The sequence below is a fragment of the Pedobacter nutrimenti genome (genome assembly GCF_032678445.1).
Classification (GTDB): Bacteria; Bacteroidota; Bacteroidia; order Sphingobacteriales; family Sphingobacteriaceae; genus Pedobacter; species Pedobacter nutrimenti_A.
In genome coordinates this window covers 442,538-467,669 of the sequence record NZ_JAVTSQ010000001.1, presented here as the reverse complement: position 1 = coordinate 467,669, position 25,132 = coordinate 442,538, and the positions used below count along the sequence as shown (strand labels likewise).

General features: G+C 39.4%; 22 protein-coding genes. 9 read left to right on the top strand and 13 right to left on the bottom strand.

The genetic code is table 11. From position 1 onward, the window contains the following. Positions 1-7: 7 nt before the first annotated feature. The 5 genes from R2S08_RS02075 to R2S08_RS02055 all read right to left on the bottom strand — a co-directional run bounded on the left by R2S08_RS02075 (position 8) and on the right by R2S08_RS02055 (position 7,551). Positions 8-1,411, bottom strand: coding sequence for a RagB/SusD family nutrient uptake outer membrane protein (locus tag R2S08_RS02075; RefSeq protein ID WP_316833645.1), 1,404 nt, complete (start codon positions 1,409-1,411; stop codon positions 8-10). 208 nt (positions 1,412-1,619) lie between these two features. After that, complete coding sequence (locus R2S08_RS02070; protein WP_316833644.1) at positions 1,620-5,045, bottom strand: TonB-dependent receptor; 3,426 nt, start codon at positions 5,043-5,045, stop codon at positions 1,620-1,622. A gap of 252 nt (positions 5,046-5,297) precedes the next feature. Further along, entirely contained in the window at positions 5,298-5,741 is a 444-nt protein-coding gene (locus R2S08_RS02065) for a protein-disulfide reductase DsbD domain-containing protein (RefSeq protein ID WP_316833643.1), read from the bottom strand. Between the two features lie 4 nt (positions 5,742-5,745). Continuing rightward, complete coding sequence (locus tag R2S08_RS02060; RefSeq protein ID WP_316833642.1) at positions 5,746-6,888, bottom strand: FecR domain-containing protein; 1,143 nt, start codon at positions 6,886-6,888, stop codon at positions 5,746-5,748. A gap of 81 nt (positions 6,889-6,969) precedes the next feature. Beyond that, positions 6,970-7,551 carry an RNA polymerase sigma-70 factor gene (locus R2S08_RS02055; RefSeq protein ID WP_133777428.1) on the bottom strand — a complete coding sequence of 194 codons (582 nt, stop codon included), beginning with the start codon at positions 7,549-7,551 and terminating at the stop codon, positions 6,970-6,972. Positions 7,552-7,685: 134 nt separating this feature from the next. Here R2S08_RS02055 and R2S08_RS02050 point away from each other — a divergent pair, with 134 nt between their 5' ends. Next, positions 7,686-7,961: a UBP-type zinc finger domain-containing protein gene (locus R2S08_RS02050; RefSeq protein WP_316833641.1), complete on the top strand. Its 276-nt coding sequence runs from the start codon at positions 7,686-7,688 to the stop codon at positions 7,959-7,961. A 6-nt stretch (positions 7,962-7,967) separates the two neighbouring features. Here R2S08_RS02050 and R2S08_RS02045 read toward each other — a convergent pair whose 3' ends face one another. Beyond that, the gene (locus tag R2S08_RS02045; RefSeq protein WP_316833640.1) at positions 7,968-8,876 is read right to left on the bottom strand and encodes a DUF5996 family protein; all 909 of its coding nucleotides are present in this window, start codon (positions 8,874-8,876) and stop codon (positions 7,968-7,970) included. Between the two features lie 393 nt (positions 8,877-9,269). Between R2S08_RS02045 and R2S08_RS02040 the strand changes: the two genes are divergently transcribed. Continuing rightward, on the top strand, positions 9,270-9,812 hold the full coding sequence (locus R2S08_RS02040; RefSeq protein ID WP_316833639.1) for a MepB family protein: 543 nt from the start codon (positions 9,270-9,272) through the stop codon (positions 9,810-9,812). Between the two features lie 120 nt (positions 9,813-9,932). After that, a complete protein-coding gene (locus R2S08_RS02035; RefSeq protein WP_316833638.1) occupies positions 9,933-11,063 on the top strand; it encodes a S1/P1 nuclease in 1,131 nt (376 codons plus the stop codon). Between the two features lie 52 nt (positions 11,064-11,115). On the opposite strand, the gene R2S08_RS02030 is transcribed toward R2S08_RS02035, so the two are convergent. Continuing rightward, a complete protein-coding gene (locus R2S08_RS02030; RefSeq protein ID WP_133777438.1) occupies positions 11,116-11,361 on the bottom strand; it encodes a hypothetical protein in 246 nt (81 codons plus the stop codon). 40 nt (positions 11,362-11,401) lie between these two features. Further along, on the bottom strand, positions 11,402-11,752 hold the full coding sequence (locus R2S08_RS02025; RefSeq protein ID WP_316833637.1) for a hypothetical protein: 351 nt from the start codon (positions 11,750-11,752) through the stop codon (positions 11,402-11,404). 329 nt (positions 11,753-12,081) lie between these two features. Between R2S08_RS02025 and R2S08_RS02020 the strand changes: the two genes are divergently transcribed. Next, on the top strand, positions 12,082-12,609 hold the full coding sequence (locus R2S08_RS02020) for a hypothetical protein (RefSeq protein ID WP_316833636.1): 528 nt from the start codon (positions 12,082-12,084) through the stop codon (positions 12,607-12,609). Between the two features lie 8 nt (positions 12,610-12,617). Here R2S08_RS02020 and R2S08_RS02015 read toward each other — a convergent pair whose 3' ends face one another. Beyond that, positions 12,618-14,663, bottom strand: coding sequence for a response regulator (locus tag R2S08_RS02015; protein WP_316833635.1), 2,046 nt, complete (start codon positions 14,661-14,663; stop codon positions 12,618-12,620). Positions 14,664-15,685: 1,022 nt separating this feature from the next. Here R2S08_RS02015 and R2S08_RS02010 point away from each other — a divergent pair. After that, positions 15,686-16,603: a cation diffusion facilitator family transporter gene (locus R2S08_RS02010; RefSeq protein ID WP_316833634.1), complete on the top strand. Its 918-nt coding sequence runs from the start codon at positions 15,686-15,688 to the stop codon at positions 16,601-16,603. 10 nt (positions 16,604-16,613) lie between these two features. On the opposite strand, the gene R2S08_RS02005 is transcribed toward R2S08_RS02010, so the two are convergent. Together R2S08_RS02005 and dnaA are read right to left on the bottom strand one after the other, a co-directional pair. Continuing rightward, positions 16,614-17,030 (bottom strand): hypothetical protein, encoded by a 417-nt coding sequence (locus tag R2S08_RS02005; protein ID WP_316833633.1) that lies wholly within the window; start codon positions 17,028-17,030, stop codon positions 16,614-16,616. Positions 17,031-17,050: 20 nt separating this feature from the next. After that, positions 17,051-18,463 (bottom strand): chromosomal replication initiator protein DnaA, encoded by a 1,413-nt coding sequence (gene dnaA / locus R2S08_RS02000; RefSeq protein ID WP_108555147.1) that lies wholly within the window; start codon positions 18,461-18,463, stop codon positions 17,051-17,053. 236 nt (positions 18,464-18,699) lie between these two features. Here dnaA and R2S08_RS01995 point away from each other — a divergent pair, with 236 nt between their 5' ends. The 4 genes from R2S08_RS01995 to R2S08_RS01980 all read left to right on the top strand — a co-directional run bounded on the left by R2S08_RS01995 (position 18,700) and on the right by R2S08_RS01980 (position 22,388). Continuing rightward, positions 18,700-19,218: a GNAT family N-acetyltransferase gene (locus R2S08_RS01995; protein WP_316833632.1), complete on the top strand. Its 519-nt coding sequence runs from the start codon at positions 18,700-18,702 to the stop codon at positions 19,216-19,218. A 105-nt stretch (positions 19,219-19,323) separates the two neighbouring features. Continuing rightward, positions 19,324-20,772: an inorganic phosphate transporter gene (locus tag R2S08_RS01990; RefSeq protein ID WP_316833631.1), complete on the top strand. Its 1,449-nt coding sequence runs from the start codon at positions 19,324-19,326 to the stop codon at positions 20,770-20,772. 18 nt (positions 20,773-20,790) lie between these two features. Beyond that, a complete protein-coding gene (locus R2S08_RS01985) occupies positions 20,791-21,612 on the top strand; it encodes a universal stress protein (RefSeq protein ID WP_316833630.1) in 822 nt (273 codons plus the stop codon). 131 nt (positions 21,613-21,743) lie between these two features. Then, entirely contained in the window at positions 21,744-22,388 is a 645-nt protein-coding gene (locus R2S08_RS01980; protein WP_316833629.1) for an alpha/beta fold hydrolase, read from the top strand. 28 nt (positions 22,389-22,416) lie between these two features. Here the strand turns inward: R2S08_RS01980 and R2S08_RS01975 are convergent, their stop codons facing one another. Both R2S08_RS01975 and R2S08_RS01970 read right to left on the bottom strand, forming a co-directional pair. Further along, complete coding sequence (locus R2S08_RS01975) at positions 22,417-23,667, bottom strand: YdcF family protein (protein ID WP_316833628.1); 1,251 nt, start codon at positions 23,665-23,667, stop codon at positions 22,417-22,419. Positions 23,668-23,754: 87 nt separating this feature from the next. Then, entirely contained in the window at positions 23,755-25,125 is a 1,371-nt protein-coding gene (locus R2S08_RS01970; RefSeq protein ID WP_316833627.1) for a RagB/SusD family nutrient uptake outer membrane protein, read from the bottom strand. Positions 25,126-25,132: the final 7 nt, after the last annotated feature.

The window sequence follows — 25,132 nt, the reverse complement described above, 5'->3', positions numbered from 1 at the left end:
TGGATATTTAATTTTTACTATAGCTTGGATTCTGGTCTCCTATTGCAGGATTTCTATCAAATTCATCTTTTGGAATAGGTAAAATATAATGGTCTTTATCTTTTACAGCCGGCTTAACCTGCAATACAAAACTCAAAGGCATTCTTAACAAAGCCGACCATTCTTGTCCATCTTCAAAAGATAAGTTTTTCGCTGTTTCATTGTAGATCTGGATCAACATTGCATCCGGGCCAGTTACATTGTCCAGGCTGGAAAAATCATTTATTCCTGCATGTTGCAATACGGTTTTCAATAAAGCTTTAGCGTCATTCAATGAACCACCTGCACGCACAATGGCTTCTGCCTCCAACAAATACATCTCCGTAAGACGCATTGGGTAGCATACTTCAACCTTTGATCCCTGGTACTTCAGGATACCGTCCGGGGTTGTACCCACATCACCGATCATCCAGGATTGTCTGGGATCATTTTGAAAAAGAGATTTGAGAGATGCTGTAGCCAGATAGCCCGGCTCATCCCGATAAAAATAAACATCCGACTTGTTGACTTGATTGGGTTTAGGATAGAGTCCAATCATAACTTCTTTACTATCTAAACCTTTGGTACTAAAGAGATCATGCAAATTGGGTTCCAATTGATAAGGGCCATTTTGAATAATGTCTTTTGTGATAGAAATTACCTGTGCATAATCTGCCGCCTGTCCTCGTAGCATCAATATTCTAGCTTTTAAACCTTTAGCTACCCACTTATTGCCATAATAATTTGCACTAGTCAAAGGTGCATTGGCAATGGCCGCATCCAGATCAGAAAGAATAAAATCATAGCTGTCCTTTACCGTACTACGTTTCTGAGCAATATTGTTTGTGGTTATAAACTCTTTCCTTAACATCACACCATAATTGCTGTTGAGGTCATAGAATTGTGCAAAATACCTGAGCAGGTACTGATGCCCATACGCCCTCATTAAACGAGCCTCTCCAATAATCTCTGCCTTTCTGGTTCCCGTGAATTTATTATCGGCAAGGGCTGAGACCTGCTCTATTATACCATTAGCTGCGTTAATAAGACCATAGGGTGCAGACCATAGATTGGCCACTGAGTAATCTGTAGAATTAATCAGTGCATTTTCATCAAATGACGACCCCCCATATGGGTAAGTAGCATAGCCTGCAAGCGTAGTGGGTAAGATCTCATGATCGCTAGACCAGATAATACTGGGTGTTCCCCGATCATCACCACCTTGGGCAAAACGAAGATAAACTCCGTTCAAAGCGATCTCCGCGCTTTTCTGATCAATAATTGCATTTCCTTCTACTTTAGATTGTGTAGGCAAAGCATTCAATTCCTTTTTACAAGCGATCAGAAAAACCGATGCCGCAAAAAACATACTATATATAATTAGCTTTTTCATCAGAATATATTTTTTTTTTAAAGGTTATGAAGCTATCATGAGCATATTCATTGCTGTTTGTGAGCGTTTGCTCATGATGGTTTCATTAGTATATAATTTGATTTTTAATTGTTATGAAGCTATCATAAGCATATTCATTGCTGTTTGTAAGCGGTATGCTTATGATGGTTTCATCAGAATATATTTTTTTTTTAAGGTTATGAAGTAATTAAAATCCCAGACGAACGCCCAAAGTATATGATTTCACAGTTGGATAAGTACTCACATCCCTGCCACCACCAATGACACTCCGCGGATCATCACTGACCTCTGGATCCGGTCCAGGATAATGGGTAATCGTAAAGATGTTTGTGCCTGTAGCATATACTGTAAGGGTATTGATCCTCAGTTTTTGCAGTAAGCTTGCCGGCAAGCTATAAGACAGGGTTATCGATTTTAATTTAATATAAGAAGCATCATATACATTCAAATTGGTCAGGAACTGTGTGTCATTCAATAAATACCGGGGTCTGTCTGACCCGGTGTTGGATGAACTGTAGTGATCCAGACTCCTGATACCCTCATTAGGCAAGCCACTAAATCCCATATCACTCACATCCTTTTGATAAATCAGCTGACCACCATGAGAGAAAGTAAATAAAGAGATCAAGCTCCAGTTCTTATAAGAAAAGGTATTCGTGTAACCACCAAAAAACTTCGGTGCTGCATGACCAATAATGTCTTGTTTCCAAAAGCCATCTTCTATTTCATAAGACATATCACCAATATTGAGGTACTGGCTAAAAATGCTCCAGTAAGGAAAAGCCTTTTTATAAGCATCTAGTTGTTCCTGTGTTTTTATAACACCGGTAGCAACTCTTCCATACAATAAACCTAATGGCTCACCTTCTTTCACAATACTGGTCCCTAAATTAAGGGAGTTCCGATCATTCGGATTAGAAAAAGGCCCGCCATCTATATTGAGTACTCTCGAAGTGTTTTTTGAGATGTTAAAAGCACCAGTCCAGTTAAAATTCTTACTCCGGATAATATCACCATGGATATCCAGTTCAAGTCCGCGGTTCCTGATCTTGGCAATGTTGTAAATTACGCTGCTGTAAGATGAGCTTGGTGCAGGTGTAAGATTTAACAATGCACCATCAGTTACTTTATTGTAATAGCCAAAAGTACCTCCTAAACGGCCTTTAAAAAAAGCAAAGTCCAATCCAAGATCCTGCTGGGTGGTAGACTCCCATTTAATATTCGAATTACCAAGTTGATTTGGGACCAGAGCATTTTTATCGGCATAAGAGTCCGGAGAATAAAGCGTACGCCAGAGATGATCTCCAATACTTTGAGTTCCTGTTTTACCGGCACTCACCCTGATTTTAATCTCGTCAATCCACTTAACCTCTTTAAGGAAATTCTCCTGAGAAATCCGCCATCCAATAGCCCCGGAAGGAAAATATCCTATCTGGTTAGAAGGCGAAAATTTGGATGAAGCATCAGACCTTCCTGTAAAAGTTAAAAGGTATTTGTCCTTGAAAACATAATTTGCACGAAGATAAAACGAAAGCAATGAGCTTTGGCTTGCAGGACTAGCTCCTTTTACCGAAACGGCATAAGCAGCCGAACTCAGATTATTCAAATAATTATCATCAGGATAGCCTCTTCCTGTTGCAGAAAAGAAGTCGCTGGTATTGTTTTCCCACGATGTTCCCGCAAGGACATTTAACCGGTTCTCTTCATTAAATTCCTTGTTCCAGGTTAGCGTATTCTCAATAAACGTACTGAGTGAACTGGAATGAGACTGAGAACCCAATCCTCCCTGAGAGTTTTCTCTTCCGTAAAAACCTCCGATTTCTACGTAACTCGGCACATAGTTCAACTGGTTATAAGAACTATAATTAGCAGACACTGTACTTTTAAATTTCAAGTCTTTTAAAATATCATATTCTGCAGATAAAGACCCCATCAAAGTATAATCTTTTGCCCTGTTGGTACCGGAAGCTACTGCCAGAGGATTTTGAAAACCCCTGTAGTCATCATTAAGCACCCCCAAAGTAGTATAAGATCCATCAGCATTATAAGGCGAAAAAGTAGGAGGAGCGGTTAAAGCCTGTCCATATACCCCCTCGGTAATATTCGTTTTGGTAAAACCATAGTTCAGATTGGTGATTACCCTAAAACGTTTACTAATTTCGTTGTCCAGATTCGTCTTACCCGATATCCGCGAAAAATCAGTCCCTATTAAAGTTCCATCTTGCTTGGTATAGTTTAAAGACGTATAGTAACGGGAACCTAAACCACCTCCACTAACAGACACATCAGCATTCTGGGTTGCTCCCGTTTTTAAGACCAGGCCCAGCCAATCTGTATTCGCATTCCCAAAGAAAGACGGATCGTTTATAATACTTAAAGCCTGTTTTGCCGCACTGGTTGTTAAACTTAAATTTAACCGTTTGCGCTCATTAATATAATTTGTTGCAGCCTCTTTTAATCCAGCCTTATACTGATCCGCGTTCAATACCTTTTCTTTAACAGGGTTATTAAAACCAACATAATAGTTGGCATTTAACTGAGGTTTAGTATTTAATTTCCCCTTTTTAGTCGTGATAATTACGACGCCATTTGCAGCCTTAGAGCCATAGATCGCCGTTGCAGAAGCATCTTTCAAAATATCAATGCTTTCAATATCTCCAATATTTAAACCGGCCAGGTTATTCAATCCACGAGAAAATGAACCAGACACACTATTATTGAAATCTTCCCCATAATTCGCCGCCTCAATAGGATTCACAATATCAGACTGTGCATTCATAAAACTATTGCTAACTACTGTTGGAATCCCATCAATAACATATAAAGGATCATTTGTTCCCAACAAAGACGCTCCGCCTCTGATCCGGATACGAATCGCTCCACCCGGAGAACCATCGGCCTTAGTCACTTGTACACCAGGTGCTTTTCCGGCAAGTGCATTATCTACACTCATAAAGGGAACATCTTTAATTTCACTTACGTTCACTGAAGACACAGAACCGGTCAGATCTTTTCTTCTGGTACTGCCGTATCCTACAACCACCATCTCGTTGAGTTTATTCAGTTCAGGCTCCATAACAACAGTCATCCCTTGTTTAGCAGGCAATTCTTTGGTTATAAAACCAACACAGGAGAAAACAAGAACTGCATCTTCATCAGGAGCATTGATAGAAAAGCGCCCCTCTGCATTTGTTGCAGTTACTTTATTACTTCCTTTTATCTTCACACTGATCAGGTTAAGAGGATTTCCGTTTACATCCCGAACAATCCCATCAATAACTCTGATCACATTTTTAGACACGCTGGATGCTGGTTTAAATTCCTTTATTTTCACCAGGATGGTCTTGTCAAAAATGCTATATGTAAAAGGCTGATGATCGAAAATCTGTTCCAGTGCGGTACCAATAGGTACACTGGTTAGGTTTAGAGTAACCGGATTCGATTTTTCTATCAATTGTGCATCATAAAGCAATTGATACCCACTTTGCTTCTTGATTTTGATCAAGACCTTTTCCAAAGATGCGTTTTTTTCGGACAAGGTGATCTGTTGAGAAAAACCTGCCGCAGAAACATGGATGCAGCAGATGATCATCATAATTGTGGTTAATTTCATAATTAAAATCAGTTTAGATTTTAAATCGGAGGAACGAATATTGCGTTTTTTAAAGCAATGACATTCCTTGTATAGAATCTTGAAATTCATACATTTGTTAAGTTAAGGTTGTGGTCGGTTGATTGATTCGTTTAATTACTGATGTGCCTTAATAAAACCAGTTGCGTTCCAGCGCACCTGGTTTATTTTTTTTCGGCTTTGTATACATGTTACATAGGCTTAAATTTATGTTTGCAAATATCTTTACGGTTTTTACCCAACCGGAACATTAAAACTTACTTCAGTTGCTTGTTTGCACTCTTTATCGGTGCACACCATATAAGTAACCGTTGCCTTAAGAACCGTCTTTTTAACCAGCTTAATCTTTTGCTGAAAAACTACAGCATTCTTAAAATAAAGCAGATCAAACTTATAAACATCACTATATTCTACAATAGGTTTAGGCTCAGCAATCTTACCCAAAAGCTGATAATTTTTAGAAGCCGCAAAAGCAAAAGTTGTTTTCTGAGGTCCACCTGCTTGCTGGTTTGTTGAATAAATATGCCAGTCCTTATCCATAACAGCCTTAAACATCACGACAACTTCCTTCGGATTAATTTTTTTCACTCCATAACTCCAGGTTACAGGATTACTGATCTGTGCAGATGCCATGAATGCCATTAGCATTACAGCCAAACTTAAAATGGTCTTCTTCATATGTTTACTTCTTAATTTTTATAGTGTTGTCTTCAATTATAAAGTTAATACGACTCGTTTCATAAAGCATTTTTAATACACTGGACAAATTTGACTCCCGTTTTATAGCCCCGGAAAGTGCTCTATCTTTAGGAACATCACTATAATCAACATGTACATTATACCATCTCGACAACTGCATTAAAATATTCTGGAGTTTTGTTTTATTGAAAATAAACAATCCATCTTTCCATGCAGTAGCCATTTCCAGATCAGCAGGACTTATGGTTATCCTTTCTTTCAGCTCAGATTGTTCCCCCGGTTTTAAAACTGCGAAGTCCTCCCCCTCCAGGGGATTTGCAATTTTTCCTGAACGACGAACCATTACAGCCCCTTTAAGCAAAGTGGTAATTGTTGTTTCGCCGGTGTAACTGGTAATATTAAAATGAGTACCCAGAACAAGGACCTCTTGCTGTCGGCTCTTTACAATAAAGGGTTGTTTTGCATTATGCGATACCTCGAAATATCCTTCTCCGCTTAAATCAACTCTACGTTCTTTTAAGCCTGCAAAGGAGGAGGGAAATTTAAGGACTGATGCTGCATTCAGCCACACTTTAGTCCCATCAGGCAAAATGACCTGATATTGCCCGCCATTGGGCGTTTCTATCGTATTATATACAGGCTTATCGCTCGCAGTCCCCCGGTCAGACAGCTGGTATATCAATTGACCGTCTGCAGATTTCCGTATGGCCACCCCCGCTTGTTTAGCCAATTCACCATTAGCCACATCCGTTAAGGTAATTCTCTTTCCATCTGCCAGAGTCAGATAAGCTTTGTTTCCTCCCGGAGCAACATCCTGCTGAACAAGTTCCTGCTTCCAGGCTAAAGAATGACTTTGATAAAAATATAATCCCAAACTCAGGCTGAGCAGCAGCACCGCAGCAGCAGCAATACGCGGCCATAACACTATTTTTTTCTTTACTTCAACGTCCAGCTTCAATCTGTCCCAAATCTGATCTACTCTACGCTCCGCCTCTGCTTCCTCAAAATCTATCGTCTCCTCAGATCTCCATACCAGGTACCAGCTTTCCAGCATACCAATTTCCTCAGCAGTGCATTGTCCTGCATCGAATTTTTCCAGTAATGTCTTTAATTCTTCTTTATTCATCTTTAATGAGACGCTAATCGGTCGCTTAAATACATAGACCCTTAACTTCAGCCCAACAGGTAGATAATTTTTAAAAAAATTTTAATGCCTGATCAAAAAGATCAAAAAAGTCAATAAACCCAGTTTGGTTCTTAAAATTTTCAAAGCATTGGTAACTTGCTTTGAAACGGTTTGCTCAGAAAGATGAAGTTGGTCTGCTATTTCTTTATGAGAAAGATGTTCTTTGCGGCTCATCTCAAATATTTGCCTCATTTTAACAGGAAGTGATGCAATTTCCTTTTCTATCTGGACCATAAGTTGATTTTCTCTGACCAGATGGTCTGTTACATTCACAGCCCGTTCACCGGCCTCAAAAAAAGACGAGAGATAAACAGACTCGATATCCTTATGGGAAAGCAATTTGAAGATTCTGTTCCTAACCGCAGCATACAAATAGCCAGACAAGTGCGTCTTCAAAACAAAATTCTCTCTATTGTTCCATAGTACGGCAAAAAGATCATGCACCAGATCTTCAGCTTCATCCGCATTTCTAATGCGCTTATAAGCATGCAGATACAAAAGGTATTTGTACCGATTATAGATTTCCGTGAACGCAACCTGATCACCAGACTTCAATAAGTCAGCTAACTGATGATCATCAAGTCTGCTATATAGATTCGTCATCTTAATAATACCGGACCGCTATTTGGAACAATGTTAAAAAAAGTTGAGGGGTTGATTTTGAGTAAAAATACTAAATCTCCAAACTATTTAATAATTATTCCCTATTTTTATTAGGCATCAAAATAAGCCACCTTATGGAAAGCACTGAAATCTGTAATCATATCCAGGAAATCAAAAGCCTGAAGCTTGCTAAAGAACTGGTATGCGAAGAATGTATTAAAATTGGCAGCGACTGGGTGCACTTGAGAACCTGCCAAACCTGCAGCACCACACTTTGCTGTGATCAGTCTGCCCATGCCCACATGACCCATCATTACCATACCACGCATCATCCTGTGGTTATTTCTGCAGAACCCGGCGAAAAATGGCTATGGTGTTATAAAGATGAAGTCTTTGCAGACTATCAATAATTACTCCTATTGAGGACCTTCCCATAGATCCTCTCCCCATTTGGCCAGCCCCGATCCAATTCTATAAGTGCTTCTTAAAAAGTCAAGCAATTGAACTTCCGGATTTTCCGCCCGCTGAACTATCGCATAAGGCAATACGAACTCCCGTAATTCCGGATGGTAATATGCTCCTGACGGCTTAACTTCACCATCTTTATATCCCTGAGGTTCAGGATACAAATAGCAATAAAATGCGGCTTCCGGAAGCGCTTCACTTCCAGGCCAGAAACCTGCACTGCTCACCTCCCGGCAATAAGCCTCCTCTGCAACCCAATCGGGTAAACCAGGCACTCCACCAGGATGTTTAGGTGCTTTACGTCCGGAGAAGAAAGAAAGCGCCATATCAAAACTTCCCCAAAAGAAATGAATAGGACTACATTTTCCCTTAAATTCACTTCTAAACTGCATAAATACATTTTGAATGGAAAGTAATGCCCGGTGAAAATCGATCACCTCATTCACTTCGTAAGTATGATGAACCGTATCTGACTCAAAATCTATGGGATCAGCGATCTCCACCGGCATAGATTTAATTTCCAACTCAATACCTAAACTTTTCAAGTCGTCAAAGATCTTTTTGTAAAAAGCCGATACAGAAAGTCCATGCAAACTAAACTTCCTGGAAGCCCCACTACTGGTGGTTATTTTCAACTCATGACTTACAAAATCGAAATCTATCTGAAAATTCAGTTCCTTGTATGGCATATTTTGTGTTGTCAATCCAGTTGGCGTAATGTGTAAAGTAATATGCCAGGAGTGATTTACCCAGGGCAATGTTGCCAATTTTATTTTCCCAACAATCTGGGTCCACAACTGCAAAGTCTCATAAGTAGATTTGCCTTTTTCGTAAGAAAGTACTGGCCATTGTGTTTTCATCAGTATTATAGTTATTGGGTCTTAATGCTTCAATACCTAAGCACAAAACAAATGAACATCGGATTTGTGTGCAGGATTCGTCACCCGCATAAAATATATTTCATTTATTTACGGAAATTTTGATTACAGAAGTATTTATGACAATTAAAAAAACCTCAAAAACTATAAGTTAGATCTTTGGAGACCAGAGAAAAGTTGAAATCTCTTTTGGAATTAATGGCCAGCGACACATACAAGGTTTATAATTAAAGCGGGACCTCCCTATCCCTGGTTGGTCCCGCTCATCTAAATTAACGCTCTCACATATATATACGCTCAAAATTTTTAAATATTGTGATGCAATACAATTGATTCAAAAAAGAAGTTAATTTTGGATCGCACAAGCCATAAATAATGATTCCTAAAGAGCCCCGCACTACGGCAAATACCATTCACTCCGATCTCATTTTGGCACAGAAACACCTGTATACTCCATGTAACCTTCTATATGCCTCGGTAATAGCAGAAGCAGAAAGTACGGATTACGGCGCTTATACCTTCCAAATTAACGGACTCCATGTTCAATACCGTGTAGCAAAAATTACACCCACCAAAACCGGACAATTTGTGACCTTATGGAAAAGAAGTAAAGAAGGCCCCATACAACCATTCCATATTTCAGATCCCGTTGACCTCTTTATCGTTAATACCAAAAATGCGGACCATTTTGGACAGTTCATATTTCCAAAATCTGTCCTTTACGAGCGAGGCGTACTTTCTGATGACTTTAAAGAGGGTAAACGTGCACTCAGAGTTTATCCTCCCTGGGATCACCCAACTAATAATCAGGCACGAAAAACGCAACAATGGCAATTAAAATATTTCATAGAAGTCAAGGGAAATCATCCTGCTGATCTGCAACTCGCTAAAAGTCTCCTCCAAAAAGATGAAAACTAGAGCTCATTAGCCGACATCCTGATCAATTATTTCATTTCTTTTCAAAAATTTGTAGCAATTTTTAATTTGTTACAACTATTGCTAATATTTCTAATCCTACTACCGTAGATTTGCGGCCGTATGAAAAAAAGAATATTAATTTACCTTTTATTCCCGTTGGGCATCCTAATAGGCTCATGGGGTGCAATTGGTCACCAAACCGTAGCCAGAGTAGCAGAATATCATTTGACACCAGAAGCAAAACTGGCAGTCAAAGATCTGTTGGGGAACGAAACTCTTCCAGGAATCAGTAGCTGGGCAGACCAGGTCAGGTCTGAGCCAGCATATAGAGCCACAGGCCCGTACCATTTTGTAAACCTGCCTTCCGGACTTCCTTATAAAGCATTCGAAGATCAAGTAAAATCTTTAAAAAAAGACAATCTCTATTCTGTACTTTTACAGTACGAAAAAGTACTCTCTGACCCTAACAATTCTAAGGACAAAAGAACAGAGGCACTAAAATTTGTGGTCCACCTCGTTGGTGATGCCCACCAACCAATGCATGTAAGCCGCGCAGAAGATAAAGGAGGGAATACAATACAAGTTCAGTTTGATGGAAAAGGAACCAATTTACATTCATTATGGGACAGCAGAATGATTGACCGCCTTCACCTGAGTTCCGTTGAACTTGCAGAAAAATGTAATCAGGCCAGCCCTGCGCAAATCAAACAATGGCAAGCAACGGCACCAGTTCAATGGCTTTATGAAAGTTATCAGTTGAGCAATAAGTTGTATACGGAAGTTGAAAAGGAGAATAGATTATCTGATGACTACTACACCAGACATCTTCCCGAAATTCAGAGCCGGATCGAAATGGGTGGCATAAGACTTGCCGGTGTTCTGAACCAGATCTTTAAAAACTACAAACCTTCGGCAGATAGACCACAGGAAAACCTAAACGCTGAAACTCGCCAAAACACAAATCCAATCGTTTTAAAGAATACGGCTGAAGTAGTAAATTACCTTGGAAAGTATGTCACTGTAACAGATGTTGTTTATGATTTTAAAGTAATCAGCAACAATCTTACCCTTCTCAACCTTGGCGGCAAATACCCTAATCAGATCCTTACGATTGCGATTAAAGGACCCTCTGGTGCTACGGATTGGAAAGGTAAAAAAATATCGGTTTCAGGAATACCAAAGCTTTTTAAAGGCAAACCAGAAATTGAAACTGATCAGGCAGGAAGTATAAGCTTCCAGGCATCTAAATAAAAAGAAAGAGGTTAGCAGAGCTAGCCTCTTTCTTTTTTAGGTGTTACCCTTATTACTGATCGTAAATCTCTATTTGCTCTCCAATCTGCTGCACCAATTCCGGAGCAATCAAATCTGCACTACTCCAGATGATCCCAACTTCATCAATATCCGCCCAAATTTTCCCTAAAAAGGATTTTTCTTCAAATACCTGGTATTTGCTGTCATTCGGGTCTACCAATACAACTAACTGTTCTTCTCTGCCGCCAGTTAACACGGTGATCTCAAAAGGTTCCATAGCATTAGTTTCTACATTCATAACATATGATGTATAATTAATGTTTTAATTCCCTCAAACCTTAAGACAATTCTTGCAATTCTTCAGGTTTGATTCTCCGCTCAGGGCGATAACCAATCAAAGCCAGATTGATTTCATCCTGCGTATTCGGATTAATTAACCGGGAACAATAGGAAGTTCCGTCTTCATAACAAAAACTAATCACTGTACGTTCTTTGGGATAGTCAATCTCAGGCAAGGCTGAAAGCACACTATAAAGTCCGTTAAATACTTCGCGTATATCGTCCGTTTCTGGCAACACAAATAAAATTTCATCCCTTTTGGAGTCAAAATAAGAGATAGACCTCCAGTTGCGGTTGGCATAATATTGTTTCAGGTTAAGCTGCAGCTGCGATTTATAAAGATGTTTCATGAAGAGTTTGGTTCCGGGGACTAAGATACATTATATCCGTTATACTAAAAGCGAATAAACATCCAGATTCTTAAAGAAGAAACAGATAATTTACACATATCTGTAAAAAACTATATATTTGTAAAAAAATAATATCATGCTACGCATCCAACATATCCATCTGAATCACCTTAGCCTGCTTTCCCGGCTGATGGGCTTGGATATGAGCTTAAAATTTCTTCCTGGCCACTAGCGCACTATTTAAAATAGACGAGCTTTTAGAATTTATTTATTAACCATTCTTTGCTAAGATCGTTTCAAACGACTTAACAAATACAATATATATCCTTATGGACATTTTATACACTGTAGAAGAAAAGTATCTGCAGGCCATAGAAGAACTTAACTATGGTGAGCTGCCAAAGGCGCTTCACTATTTTAATGAAATCATCAATGCAGAACCTGATTATGCAAGAGCACATTATCAGCTAGGTTGCTTCTATCATTATCAATTTAAGAACTTCCAAACCGCAGGTTACCATTACCAAAAATGCGTAGAACTGGAACCTGAATTTCCAGACGTGTATGAACACTACCTAAAATTGGTCGTAACGCTTAAAATGCACAAACTGGTGGAACAGATTGCAGAAAAAGCTTTAGCAGTTCCCGGAGCAAATAAAGCTCAGATTTATGAAAATCTGGGCCTATATGCAGAAGAGCAGCAAGATTTACAAACTGCAAAAGAACAATACAAAAAAGCGGCCCTTAGTGCTGTATCTTCAACAGACCACAGCCTGTATCAAGATCACATCAAGCGGATTACCGCGAAAAAAATCGCAGGTCAAACCATGACCTATACCTACGATCAAGAGCAATAGGACTAGTCCTATTGCTCTTCCAATACCCTCAAAAGCAATTCATGCATCTCTTCAGGTTTAAAGGGCTTTGACAAAATATGCAATACCCCAATTTGTCCTAACCGGGTTCGCACTTCCTCCAAAATATCCGCAGTAAAAACAATCACCTTAGTTTGGGGATATTCAAGTTGAATTCTCTTAGACAGTTCATATCCATCCATACCCGGCATATGCAAGTCCACCAGCACAACATCAAACTTCTTTTCCTCCATCCTTTTTAAAGCTGCGTAACCACTGCTTGCCTGATCAGCCTTGATTCCAAACCTGTCCAGCTGATGCGAAGCGACCAATAAATTAACCGGATTATCATCTACAATAAGTAAATCAAAATCTGGCAAGCTTCTATGGCCAACCCACGTAATATCTGGCGTTTTCTCCGCGAAAACCCCACCGATTTTAAAATCAATCTGGAATTCGAAAGTTGTTCCCTCAAATGGTTTACTTCTCAAATAGATTTCACTTTTAAAAAGATTGATCAAGCCCTTAGTGATACTCAACCCAAGACCTGTGCCTTGCTGTTCCCGGTGAGAAGCCTGCTGCACCTGATGAAATTTATCAAACACCAAATAATGAAGGTGCTCTGGAATTCCAATTCCCGTATCGGAAACCTTGAAGAGAATCCCAACCCATTCAGCGTCTAGTTTAACCTTTTCCAAGCTGATGGATACCCCTCCGACATCTGTAAATTTAATCGCATTTCCGATCAGATTATTTAAAATCCTGCTCAGTCTAAGGTCATCAATCATTAAACACTTTGGAATCCCTTCATTGTGAAAAAATTCCAGTTTCAAACCTTTCGCCTCTGCCATGGGTGTAAACTGTTTGCCTATATTCCTCACCAGGGAAATTAAGTCTGTTTCCTTCTCACTTAATTCCATCTTACGGCTTTCTATTTTTTCCAGATCCAGAATATCATTAACCAGATGCAAAAGATGATTGGAAGAAAAATTCAAATGGTCTATATATTCGATAGTCTTCGGATCTGAAAATAGCGACTGATTTAATAAATTACAGATACCGATGATCCCATTTAAAGGCGTTCGGATTTCATGGCTCATAATAGAAAGGATTTCTGTCCGTTTTCTGGCAATCTGTTCGGCCAGGTTTTTAGATTCAATGAGTTCCAGATTCATTCGTCTCAATTCCAGCGCATTTTGTTCCAGCTGGTCACTCATGTCCTTTTTGGAAGTAATATCTTCTATAACACAAACAATTCTTGCCTCTCCATGTTCAGTATCTATCTTTTGAAATTTAGCACAAAACCAATGGTGTTTTTTTTGATCAAAATCGGGATATATACACTCTTGCCTTTCTCCTGTAAGGATCAGTTTTTCAATGCAACCAATAAATCTGTTTCCAAATTCACCGAACACTTCTTTAAGGGTTTTATTCATAAATTGTTCTGGAGGAATGAACAATTTAGTCTTATCCTTTACCCAAACCCTTCTGATGACCATCTGGTCGTTAAGCTCCAGCACAATATCATCCAGAGATTCAATCAAACATTGCAAACTCACCATTTTACTAAGGTTTCGGTTAAGCTCTATACTTCTGTTTCTTTGTTGCTCCTGATCTACAAGCATACTCCTTAAAACAGGAATACTCAACCTGATGAGTTCACATTTCTTATCTATGTTACCGTCCTTACTTCCCAGGAGAGATAGCGTCCAGCAGATCTCCTTTGCATCTTTTATGCCCCATGAAATTTGTTCAATATCCTGTTCGTATCTGATAGAGCGCTGCTCCTCAGTCATTATTATCCTATTGTTGAATAAAATGGTATCCGGATTTTCTTTTGGTTGCAGAACAATAACATCCAGCCTAGCATCCTGATGATGAAATATTGCCACCCCTGAAGAATCGGTCTGCCGGCAAAGCTCCAATACAAGAGCTTCCATTATATCGATTTTCAAATCACTATGATAATAGCTATCGAGTAAATGTATTAGTTTGTCTGCAAATACCAGGTTTGATTGCAGCGAATAATCTTCGGACGTATTGGTTAAGTATTCCATATTATACAGTACTCTACAGATCTTTAGTTAAAGTACACAAAAAATCTATTTTGAAGTACTAAAGACATTGAATTATTGATTTAAATGTTCATCGTCTTACACTGAAAAAATCAGGCCAATATCTTACCGTTTTTTATTTACATACCAAATTGCAAGTTTTCCCATCTATGTAAGGAAATTTAACCAGATCATTTAAGCAATAATAACTTTAATGTTTTATTCAATTGCACTGTATCCAACTCCGGAAGAAGATCCAGAACAATAGGTTCAGCATGCATGCCTTTACTTCTGATACTATTGCCTGGCCTTAGTACGATTTGATCTGGTAAACTAAAAAAAGTAAAATTTTCTTTTAAACAAATCATTGACCTCTCCAAATCTGACAACTCAATCCTAACCTCCGTACCGCCGCAATCGGATGACAAAATAAGCTGGTTACTGCTCTCCTCCAAAAGAACGATCTCAACCTCCTTATGCAAGTTCAACGTATTATATATTATCGTTTTTACCTTAAAAATCATAATGTCGCCAAAGGTATAAACCAAAGCACAGAAAGAATGAAAGAAATAACAAAAAATTTGTTTCATAAAATAATAAAACTATATTTGAATCGAGAGCGTTAATTTAATGAAAAAGGGACCGGGTCGTTAGACTTTGGTCCCTTTTCTATTTACTGCTATGCACATTTTAGCCCTTCAGTCGGGCGTTAATAACAAAAAATAAGCATGGCATTTCCATCCGGAAATCACCATGCTTTCAACTTATTACTACTTTTCAGGTTATGAAGCACGTTTAATAGTAACAGAGCGAACTGTATGTTGTACTAAGAACTTCAAATATCCTATTTGCATTTGTACATAAAAATGGTTGACCTTAAAATCCATAAACTTTATAGAAGAAGAGCAATTAAACCATATTTAATTCTAAAAATAAGCCATTTGATCAATCTGATTTATATATTATTGGGTTTGCTCCCTATTTTATTTACCCTTTTGTTTTTGATATCTTTATAAATAAAAAGAATGGGCGAACACCACCACGAACATGCACATGATCATCACCACGGTGCTGTAGTTAAATTATCAAATGTAGGTACTGCCTTCATTACCGGTATCGTGCTAAACCTGGTCTATGTAATTGTACAGGTCATCATTGGTTTCAAGATCAATTCCCTCGCACTGCTATCTGATGCCGGGCACAACTTTCTGGATGTTGGCGCATTGGCTTTATCCCTGCTCGCCTACAAACTTCACCAGTCAAAACCCACCAGTAAATACACTTACGGCTACAAAAAATCTTCCATTCTGATTTCACTTTTCAATGCCATTGTACTATTGATTTCCATTGGTGCAATTGGATACGAAGCCATTCTACGCTTCAATAATCCGCAACCACTGCCAGGGCTAACCATTGCAATTGTTTCGGCCATTGGGATTGTGATCAACGGAGTATCAGCTTTTATGTTCTTTAGAGATAAAGAAAAAGATCTGAATGTAAAAAGCGCTTTCCTGCACCTCGCTGCAGACGCACTCGTCTCCTTTGGGCTTGTTGCCGGGGGTATTATCATGCATTACACACATATTTACTGGATAGACCCAGTCTTGAGCCTAATTGTTTGTACCGTGATCATCGCCAGTACATGGAATTTATTGAAAGGAAGCCTGCGCCTGTCACTTGATGGTGTACCAGAAAATGTTGATATAGAAAAAGTCAAAGAGGCTGCCTTGAAAATAGAAGGCTTAACAGGAATTCATCATATTCATGTTTGGGCCATCAGTACAACTCAAAATGCATTAACTGCCCATATTATTGTTGAGGAACACACCAGCCTTGAACAGGCACAAAAAATTAAAGGAATTCTAAAGCACGAACTTGAACATCAGAATATCCAGCATGCAACACTGGAAATTGAAATTAAAATCAATAACCACAAATGTTAAAGTTAATGGACTAGGCCATCACTTCAGTTTCCTGTGTAGCGTTTTCCATTAACTGTGCATTGATTTGCTCAAACTGTTTTCTGCCCTCAGGATGCAATGCTAATATGCCATCAACCTGATTTTGTTCTCCAGCCTCTATCTTTGCGTTGAGTTCCAGAACATCCTGCTCCGAGAGTCCTGTGGTTTCAAATTTTAAAGTCCAGTACTTTACAAACTTAGCCATGGTCTGGGTTTCCATTTCGCGAACAATTGGAGATAAACGCTCTTTCAAAAGAGCAGCCTCATTCATTTCTTTAGTATAAAAAGGATGGAGTGCTTTTAATAAAGGAATCTGATGATTTTGAACTTTTCTAATGATACTGATCAGATAAGGAACAAAAAGGATAACCACCAGAGTGGTGGTTATCGTAATAGCATTTATAGTCATGATTTTTATTGTCGTTTGAATTAGCTCATGCTTAGTTTTTTCTGGATATCTGTTACATATCCTTTGAATTTTTTATCGCTGTCAATCAGATCTTCAACAGTCTGGCAGGCATAGATTACGGTAGAATGGTCACGACCTCCGTAAAAAGCACCGATGCTCTTTAAAGAAGATTTAGTCAGGCTCTTAGAGAGGTACATAGAAATCTGTCTGGCTTGTACCACTTCACGTTTCCGTGTTGGCGATTTCACCAGATCAAAAGGTACTTCGAAATACTCACAAACCACCTTCTGAATATATTCCAGAGAAATTTCTTTACTGGTATTTTTGATGAAATTTCTCAATAACGATTTAGCCAAAGGCAGATCAATTTCCTTTTTAGTCAAGGTTGCCTGAGCGAGCAGGGAAACCATGGCGCCCTCCAGTTCACGAACATTGTTGTCGATATTATGAGCAACATATTCAACAACTTCCGAAGGTACATTAACACCATCCTGAGCTGTCTTTTTTCTTAGAATAGCCATTCTGGTTTCCAGATCAGGGATTTGCAGATCGGCAGAAAGCCCCCATTTGAATCTGCTCAGCAAACGCTCTTCCAATCCGGATAAATCTTTTGGTGCTTTATCAGAGGTAATGATAATTTGTTTACCAGACTGGTGCAAGTGGTTAAAAACATGAAAGAAGATGTCCTGTGTCTTTTCTTTTCCTGCAAAGTTGTGGATATCATCCATAATGATCACATCCATGGCCTGATAGAAATTCACGAAATCATTGATGGTATTGTTTTTCAACGATTCGACAAACTGCTGGCAGAACTTTTCACAGGAAACAAAAATAACCAGCTTTTCAGGGTATACACTTTTGATTTCATTTCCGATAGCCTGCGCCAGGTGTGTTTTGCCCAGTCCTACCGAACCGTAAATCATAAGAGGATTGAAGGATGTCCCTCCTGGTTTTGCTGCAACAGCGAAAGCCGCAGAGCGCGCCAGACGATTACAGTCTCCCTCGATGTAATTCTCTAAAGTATAATTAGGATTAAGTTGCGGATTAACATTTAATCTTTTTACACCCTGTACAACAAAAGGGTTTCTCAGATCTTTACCTGTTGAGGAGGTTGTTGCCGGTGTTGAAGCAGGTACTGTCTGTGCTTTTGTAGATACAGAATTGTTTTTGGATGTCTTATCGTCTACAACGATATTGTATTCCAAACGTCCTTCCTCTCCAAGTTCCTGCTTTACCGTTTTGCGTAAAAGACCTACATAATGCTCTTCCAACCACTCGTAAAAGAATAAACTTGGTACTTGTACAGTTAAAACGTTTCCTTCTAATTTTAAAGCAGAGATGGGCTCAAACCAGGTCTTATAACTTTGGCTTGGGATGCTGGCTTTAATTGTTTGAAGTGAGTTATTCCACACTGCGGTACAAGTATTCTGCATAGACATTCTAATTAATTTGTTGTTGTTATTTATTCTTTATTCGCCCCTAAAAAAAGCTTCCTTCTTTTTTGGGATTGCGAAGATCAAGAATATTACCAACAAAAAAACATAAACTTATCCTAATCATTAAGCCACTAAAAAGCAATCCTTTAAAAGGCGTTTTTCCGGTAAAATGTGGATAACTCTCGCTTATCCACAGGTTTTGTTAATTACCGCGGTTTGACCTAAATTTGGGCATGAATTTCACCCTTGTACATCTGGATATTTCTGCTGTTTCAACACTTCAAAAACTTGCCCAAAAAACCTTTTTCGAGACCTACGCCCCTTACAATTCTGCAGAAAATATGCAGCAATATTTAGATACAAATTTTAGTATTAAGAAATTAAAAGAAGAGTTATCAAATCCTGATTCAGTTTTTTATAGCGCATTAAACACTGAAAACAAGCATATTGGGTATATAAAAGTGAATTTCAGGACTGCGCAAACGGATTTACAGGATCAGAACACAATGGAAGTGGAACGCATCTACATACTTCAAGAATTCCAGGGTCAAAAAGCGGGTCAGTTTTTGCTCAATAACGCCATTGAAATTGCCAGAAAAAATCATGTGGATAACCTTTGGCTTGGGGTGTGGGAAAAGAATATTAAGGCTATTGCCTTCTACAAAAAGAATCGGTTTAAAGATTTCGCTACACACATCTTCAGATTTGGCGATGATGAGCAACTGGATATTTTAATGAAATTTGAACTCTAAATATCAGGCCATTTTTTTACTCGTTTATACAGCCCGGTCAGACAACAATAGCATAACAATAATTTAACTTTAAGTAGCATCGTAACCCGTCTAAAAACCAGATGTTTGGCAAACGAACTATTCAAAGAACACATGTTATCTACGCTTAGTCTCCTTACGCTTCCACTACTTGGAGAAATTGATTTAAGCCATCCGGTTTTAATCGTCTTTTTTATTTGTCTTGCCACAGTACTGGCTTTTGAATTTGTAAACGGCTTTCATGACACTGCAAACGCCGTGGCAACCGTTATTTACACCAAGGCTTTAAAACCTCAGATTGCCGTGCCCTGGTCTGGAATCTGGAATTTCCTTGGTGTTTTTGCGGGAGGAGTAGCTGTAGCCATGGGAATCTTAAAACTAGTCCCCCTGGATGAATTGATGAATCTCCCTGTACAGGTAGGTGCCTGCCTGGTATTGGCGGTATTGATTTCGTCCATACTCTGGAATTTAGGAACATGGTATCTTGGTATCCCCTGTTCCAGTTCTCATACCCTGATTGGTGCGCTGATCGGCGGCAGTATTGGTTTTACCTATTACTACGGTGGCAGTGTGAATTGGAATAAAGCTGAAGAAATAGGTCTGTCTCTTATTCTCTCCCCGATATTTGGATTTGGTGCTTCTGTACTCCTGATGTATTTTATAAAGAATATACTTAAAGCGAAAAAGCTTTTTCATATCCCCCAGGGCGATGATGATAAACCACCGGTATTTGTCAGGTTATTACTGATCACAACCTGCACCCTGGTGAGCTTCTTTCATGGAAGTAATGACGGACAAAAAGGTGTAGGTTTATTGATGCTGATCCTGATTACCTTTCTCCCCGCAAAATTCGCTATAGATCATTCCATCACCAACCAGCAGATACTGAATACACTTAATACTGCAGAGCAACCTTTGCAACATCTGCTAACAACCAATACAACAAACGCTGCCCCTATCCTGTCTGCAAAGAAATTGATTGAACAAACCAAACAGGAAATTGGCGGGAACGCTAAAGGAAGTACCGCGGAGATTTTTAAATTCAGAAAGGATATTGAAAAAGTAACCCGAGAACTGAAAGAGCTGAGTAAGAATCCCGCCATTCAAATCTCCGAAGAAGACCTCTCAAGCCTCACAGATTCCTATAAGGCCTTAAATAAGGTGACAGACTTTTCACCAATATGGGTAATTGCAGCAATTTCCATTTCGCTGGGCCTGGGTACCATGATTGGCTGGAAGAGGATTGTGGTAACCATTGGTGAAAAAATTGGCAACGAGCATTTGAATTATGCCCAAGGTGCAACCGCAGAGATTGTTGGGGCTGCAACAATTGGCTTAAGTACCGGACTTGGCCTGCCGGTAAGTACGACACATGTCCTGTCTAGTGGAATTGCCGGTGCTATGGTTGCCCAGGGTGGGGCAAGTAATCTGAACAATGGAACATTAAAAAATATTGCTATGGCCTGGGTACTTACCCTTCCTGTATGCATTGCATTGGCATTAGCTTTGTTCGCTCTCTTTCGCTTATTCCTTTAATCCTCTTAATCCCTCCCCATGAAACAGATACTTGTTGCTACTGACTTCTCAAATTGTGCCAGCAATGCCATGGAATACGCTCTGGAACTGGCCAGCATCCTCCATTTTGAGATATGTGCCATACATGCCATACACCCCACCGAAGGCATTGACAATTCGATATATAATGCGATCTACATAGAAAACTACTATAATTCAAAAAGGCAGGCGCTGGCGCACTGGGCAAAAAACCTCAGTGATCAGAAGGAGTACACTCAGGTGAAAGTAACTACCCTATGTGCAGTTGGGTTTTTAAATGCAGTTATTGCCAACCATATTGCAGATCATCCTGCCGAACTGCTGATCATGGGAATTACTGGATCAACAGGTATTTCTGGTATTGTAGGCAGTACAGCAAACATGATCGTTTCCAAACTTAAATTACCAACATTGATCGTTCCACTGGAAAGCAAACCTTCTAAAAAACCGGTTATTACACTCGCTACAGATTTCTCCACAGAACTATCAGCAACAGATGTAAACATCTTAAAAGAAGTGATACAGGCATTCGAAACTGATGTACTTCATGTATTAAACGTGATGGATAAATTAGACATTTCCCCGGCTATTACAGGAGAAAGGTTGCTTAAAGACTATTTCAAACTTGTCGCACTGCAGTTTAATTACATTAGTCACAGCAGTACAACTGATGGCATCATGGATTTTGTTGTCAACAATAAAACAGACATACTTTGTGTGGTTAAACATCACCATAATATGTTGTACCGCATCTTTAACAGAAGCACCGTAAACCAGGTGATGAATAAATCGATTAAGGCCATTCTGGTTCTGCACGAATAAGCTGTAGATTATTTGCGAATTTCACTTAGCGGATTCTTTCTTTTTCAATCCTTTTTTATGGATCGTTATTTATACATTTATGAATATGATCCTCGAAGTAGCCGTATTACATAGTATACAAGGAATAAGAAATGCGAAGAATATACCTCATTAGTGGCTTAGGAGCGGACCGGAGGGCTTTCAGAAGGTTGATTTTTCCAGCAGATGTTGAATTGATCTATCTTGACTGGATTGAACCTCAACCTAAAGAGTCACTGGAGCGCTATGCAGCAAGACTGTCTGAAGGGATCGATCCTTCTGTTCCATTTTATCTGATTGGTCTTTCCTTTGGTGGTATGCTGGCCACAGAAATCGCTAAGAAACTTAAACCTGTACATACTTTTCTTATTTCCAGCATCCCTGTTTATACCCACTTGCCCTGGTATTACAGAACTGCGGGTTTCCTTCATCTTGAAAAGATGGTTCCGGTTCGCCTGATGAAACAAAGTAATTCTATAGGTTTAAGGTTCATTGGCGGTAAAACAACCGAAGAACTTTCTTTATTAAAACAATTGGTTGCAGACAGCGACCCTTATTTTATGAAATGGGCTTTAACCTGCATCCTAAACTGGAGAAACAAAGAAATACCTGCGCACCTCACCCGTATTCACGGTACAAACGACAATGTATTGCCTGCTAAATACACAAAGCCTGACCTTCTGATTGAAGGAGGTGGACATTTTATGGTTTACAGCAACGCGGGAGAAATTTTAAAAATCATCATTGAGCATATCTGACGGCCCAATGATGATTTTTTTAAAGAAGCTATGGATCTAATGGCTCATCAAAATCAATCTGCAGTGACATCGTATTCGGATAAAATTCCAGTTCCTGATCAGATAAACGATTTCCTATACGGTAAGGTACATATCCAAGTTCCTGCACACAACGCTGAGGCATAACCCCACTGATGTACATACTTTGAGATTTTACCGTCACCACCAGAGCTGGTTTATCCATCGGAATACCATACCGGAACATGATCCGGGAAGCATTACGCATATTTGTAGTGGTATGCCTTGCATGCGGCTCCATTAAGATGGCTTCCTCCGGTATTTGCAAGGTATTTCTTAGAAACTTTTTCATCTCATAAGCCTCGCTATACTTGGTCTTATATGGATGAACCCTTCCTCCGGAGACCATAATGAAAGGCGCAACACCTTTCCGATATTGTTCTGCTGCCAGACGGCACCGCAACATTCCACCGGCACTCAATTCGGTGTCGCGTTCCTCAGGGCCTTCGCCGGGCACCAGGATCAAACTGTATTTATAATGAGTAAAATTTGTTTTTTGAATAGAAAACAACGCTTCTTTATTGACCGTGCTGACCATCGGTTCATAATCCGCAGCGTCGTTTCTTTCGTTAATTTCCAGGGCAACCAAAGCAAACTGCATTGCTGGTTCAAAAAACAAGGTGTTTTCTGTACCCAAACTTAACAAAGCATTGGTTTTAACAAGTTCCGGATAGCTTTTATCTTTCACATTGAAACCTATAGAATCTATTGCCGGATAATTGGGCTTCCGGCCTTCAACATACACATCAATTGCATAGTTAACAGCTTTAGCATCCTGTTCCCATGCTTTAATCAACAGGTCTTTGGAGTCAAGATCTACATAGCTGTTATAGCATCCGGAGGGGATCAGTTCATGCTTAACAAGAAGATCTAAAGCATTGCCTGTTTTGAACAGACTATTTAAACGTTCTCCCACAATGCGGATTTCATCATCACTAAATTTAACTGCTGAGGTAAAACAGGATATATCCCCTGTACAAGTTTTCAGGGCATTATTGATCTTTACCTGTTTATCTTTTAAGACAGCATGCAGAGCCTGATCATCCTGGATCATTTTCTTTACAGCCTGGTCTTTCTGCCATAACGTAAACAAATAGTAATTTTTATATTGAACCGGGTTATAGGTACTTTGTAAAACGTATGCTTTATCGGGCCCCGCCTTTTGAGCCAGAGCATGCAAAGACAAAAACCCACAACAGATCAGGAAAGGCAAAATTCTCATAGATTTTGATTTATCATTCAAATATATTTAAAATTAAAGAGCGCCCGGAATTTACACATTCCGGGCCTCCAAATTTATTTGTGGCGTTTAATACCCGGTATTTTGCCAGCCGGCTTTATTGTTAATGTTGTCAATCTCCGGTTGAGGAACAGGATACAAGCTTCTAAACGCAGGTATACCTGGAAAAACTGCTGCCATTTGATTGGTTCTCACCATATCAAACCATCTATCAGCTTCCAGAGCCAGTTCCAGCCTGCGTTGTAAATATACCTCTTTCCTGAAATCGCTTTGAAGTGAAAGCATTGCTGGAGTTTTTATCGGAATGCCTGCATTTGTTCTCACTGCATTCAGTGCAGTAAAAGCATCAGCATTACCATAAGCAAGCTCATTTAAGGCCTCTGCATACATCAGCAATACATCCGCACAGCGGATCACCGGAAAATCACTGCTGGTCTCCGTATTGTTGGATACTGGATTATTGAATTTTCCAGGACGGTTTCCAATATTTGTTGGAGCAACCAATGCCTTACGGTTATCACTCGCTTCAAATAAACTCTGCGGCAAAGTAATCGTATTGGTATTGCTGTTATTTCTATAACGGTTATCCTGGTTAACAGCCTCTTTAACTCCGCCAGCAAGATATTGCACAGCAAAAATAATATCCTTACTCGTTTTCAAACTGTTCGGAAATGTAGCTGGTTGTGGCACGGTTGACAACACAGTACCTGCATAGATTGCAGCAACTACGGGCTGTAATGTAGAACTGACCAGATCATATTTCTTCTGATACAGATAGACCTTAGCCAGCAAAGCAGAAGCCGCATAGCTTGTTGCCCTTCCTCTTTGTGCATCAGGCCAGGAAACTGGTAATTTTACAGCAGCATCAGTCAAATCAGCAATGATCTGCTGATAAATCTGAGCAGAACTTGTCCTGCTGTTTGCTCTGGCCTCTTCTGTTTTCTGCACCTTCAGAACCAGGGGAACATCCCCCCATAAACGGGTCAGATTAAAATAACTAAGGGCCCTGATAAATTTAGCCTGTCCAATGATCTGATTTTTAGCGCCCTCGTTCATGTTAATACCAGGTGCACGGTCTAAGATAAGATTACTTCGGTAAACCGCTTTGTAATGCCCCTGCCAGGAAGCCGCGAGAATATTGTTGGCCGGGGTTTCTGAAAAAACTTCTATCTGATTACGAACACCAGCACCAGAACCGGGGTCATTGTCGGTCACATTGTCTCCGCGTATCTCACCAAGGGTGAGCAGATTATTCCCATAAAGACTATCCGTCTGCAAAGCATCATAACAACTGATTAAACCACCCTGTAAACCTTTTTCGTCAACATAGAATGTATTTTCAGTATAAGAATCAAGGGGTTTTAAGTCAAGGAATTTCTTACAAGATGTGGCCATTATCATTAAACCACAGGTCAGTGAGAGTATAATATATTTTTTCATGGTTCTT

Excerpts from the sequence above, each read along its gene's own strand:
- dnaA (WP_108555147.1), bottom strand. The coding sequence starts at position 18,463 with ATGCAGAATACTTGTACCGCAGTGTGGAATAACTCACTTCAAACAATT.
- R2S08_RS02010 (WP_316833634.1), top strand. The coding sequence starts at position 15,686 with ATGGGCGAACACCACCACGAACATGCACATGATCATCACCACGGTGCT.
- R2S08_RS02065 (WP_316833643.1), bottom strand. The coding sequence starts at position 5,741 with ATGAAGAAGACCATTTTAAGTTTGGCTGTAATGCTAATGGCATTCATG.
- R2S08_RS02050 (WP_316833641.1), top strand. The coding sequence starts at position 7,686 with ATGGAAAGCACTGAAATCTGTAATCATATCCAGGAAATCAAAAGCCTG.
- R2S08_RS02040 (WP_316833639.1), top strand. The coding sequence starts at position 9,270 with ATGATTCCTAAAGAGCCCCGCACTACGGCAAATACCATTCACTCCGAT.
- R2S08_RS02060 (WP_316833642.1), bottom strand. The coding sequence starts at position 6,888 with ATGAATAAAGAAGAATTAAAGACATTACTGGAAAAATTCGATGCAGGA.
- R2S08_RS02070 (WP_316833644.1), bottom strand. The coding sequence starts at position 5,045 with ATGAAATTAACCACAATTATGATGATCATCTGCTGCATCCATGTTTCT.
- R2S08_RS02020 (WP_316833636.1), top strand. The coding sequence starts at position 12,082 with ATGGACATTTTATACACTGTAGAAGAAAAGTATCTGCAGGCCATAGAA.
- R2S08_RS02045 (WP_316833640.1), bottom strand. The coding sequence starts at position 8,876 with ATGAAAACACAATGGCCAGTACTTTCTTACGAAAAAGGCAAATCTACT.
- R2S08_RS01980 (WP_316833629.1), top strand. The coding sequence starts at position 21,744 with ATGCGAAGAATATACCTCATTAGTGGCTTAGGAGCGGACCGGAGGGCT.
- R2S08_RS01970 (WP_316833627.1), bottom strand. The coding sequence starts at position 25,125 with ATGAAAAAATATATTATACTCTCACTGACCTGTGGTTTAATGATAATG.
- R2S08_RS02015 (WP_316833635.1), bottom strand. The coding sequence starts at position 14,663 with ATGGAATACTTAACCAATACGTCCGAAGATTATTCGCTGCAATCAAAC.
- R2S08_RS02025 (WP_316833637.1), bottom strand. The coding sequence starts at position 11,752 with ATGAAACATCTTTATAAATCGCAGCTGCAGCTTAACCTGAAACAATAT.
- R2S08_RS01995 (WP_316833632.1), top strand. The coding sequence starts at position 18,700 with ATGAATTTCACCCTTGTACATCTGGATATTTCTGCTGTTTCAACACTT.
- R2S08_RS02035 (WP_316833638.1), top strand. The coding sequence starts at position 9,933 with ATGAAAAAAAGAATATTAATTTACCTTTTATTCCCGTTGGGCATCCTA.
- R2S08_RS02055 (WP_133777428.1), bottom strand. The coding sequence starts at position 7,551 with ATGACGAATCTATATAGCAGACTTGATGATCATCAGTTAGCTGACTTA.
- R2S08_RS01985 (WP_316833630.1), top strand. The coding sequence starts at position 20,791 with ATGAAACAGATACTTGTTGCTACTGACTTCTCAAATTGTGCCAGCAAT.
- R2S08_RS02075 (WP_316833645.1), bottom strand. The coding sequence starts at position 1,411 with ATGAAAAAGCTAATTATATATAGTATGTTTTTTGCGGCATCGGTTTTT.
- R2S08_RS02005 (WP_316833633.1), bottom strand. The coding sequence starts at position 17,030 with ATGACTATAAATGCTATTACGATAACCACCACTCTGGTGGTTATCCTT.
- R2S08_RS02030 (WP_133777438.1), bottom strand. The coding sequence starts at position 11,361 with ATGAATGTAGAAACTAATGCTATGGAACCTTTTGAGATCACCGTGTTA.
- R2S08_RS01975 (WP_316833628.1), bottom strand. The coding sequence starts at position 23,667 with ATGAGAATTTTGCCTTTCCTGATCTGTTGTGGGTTTTTGTCTTTGCAT.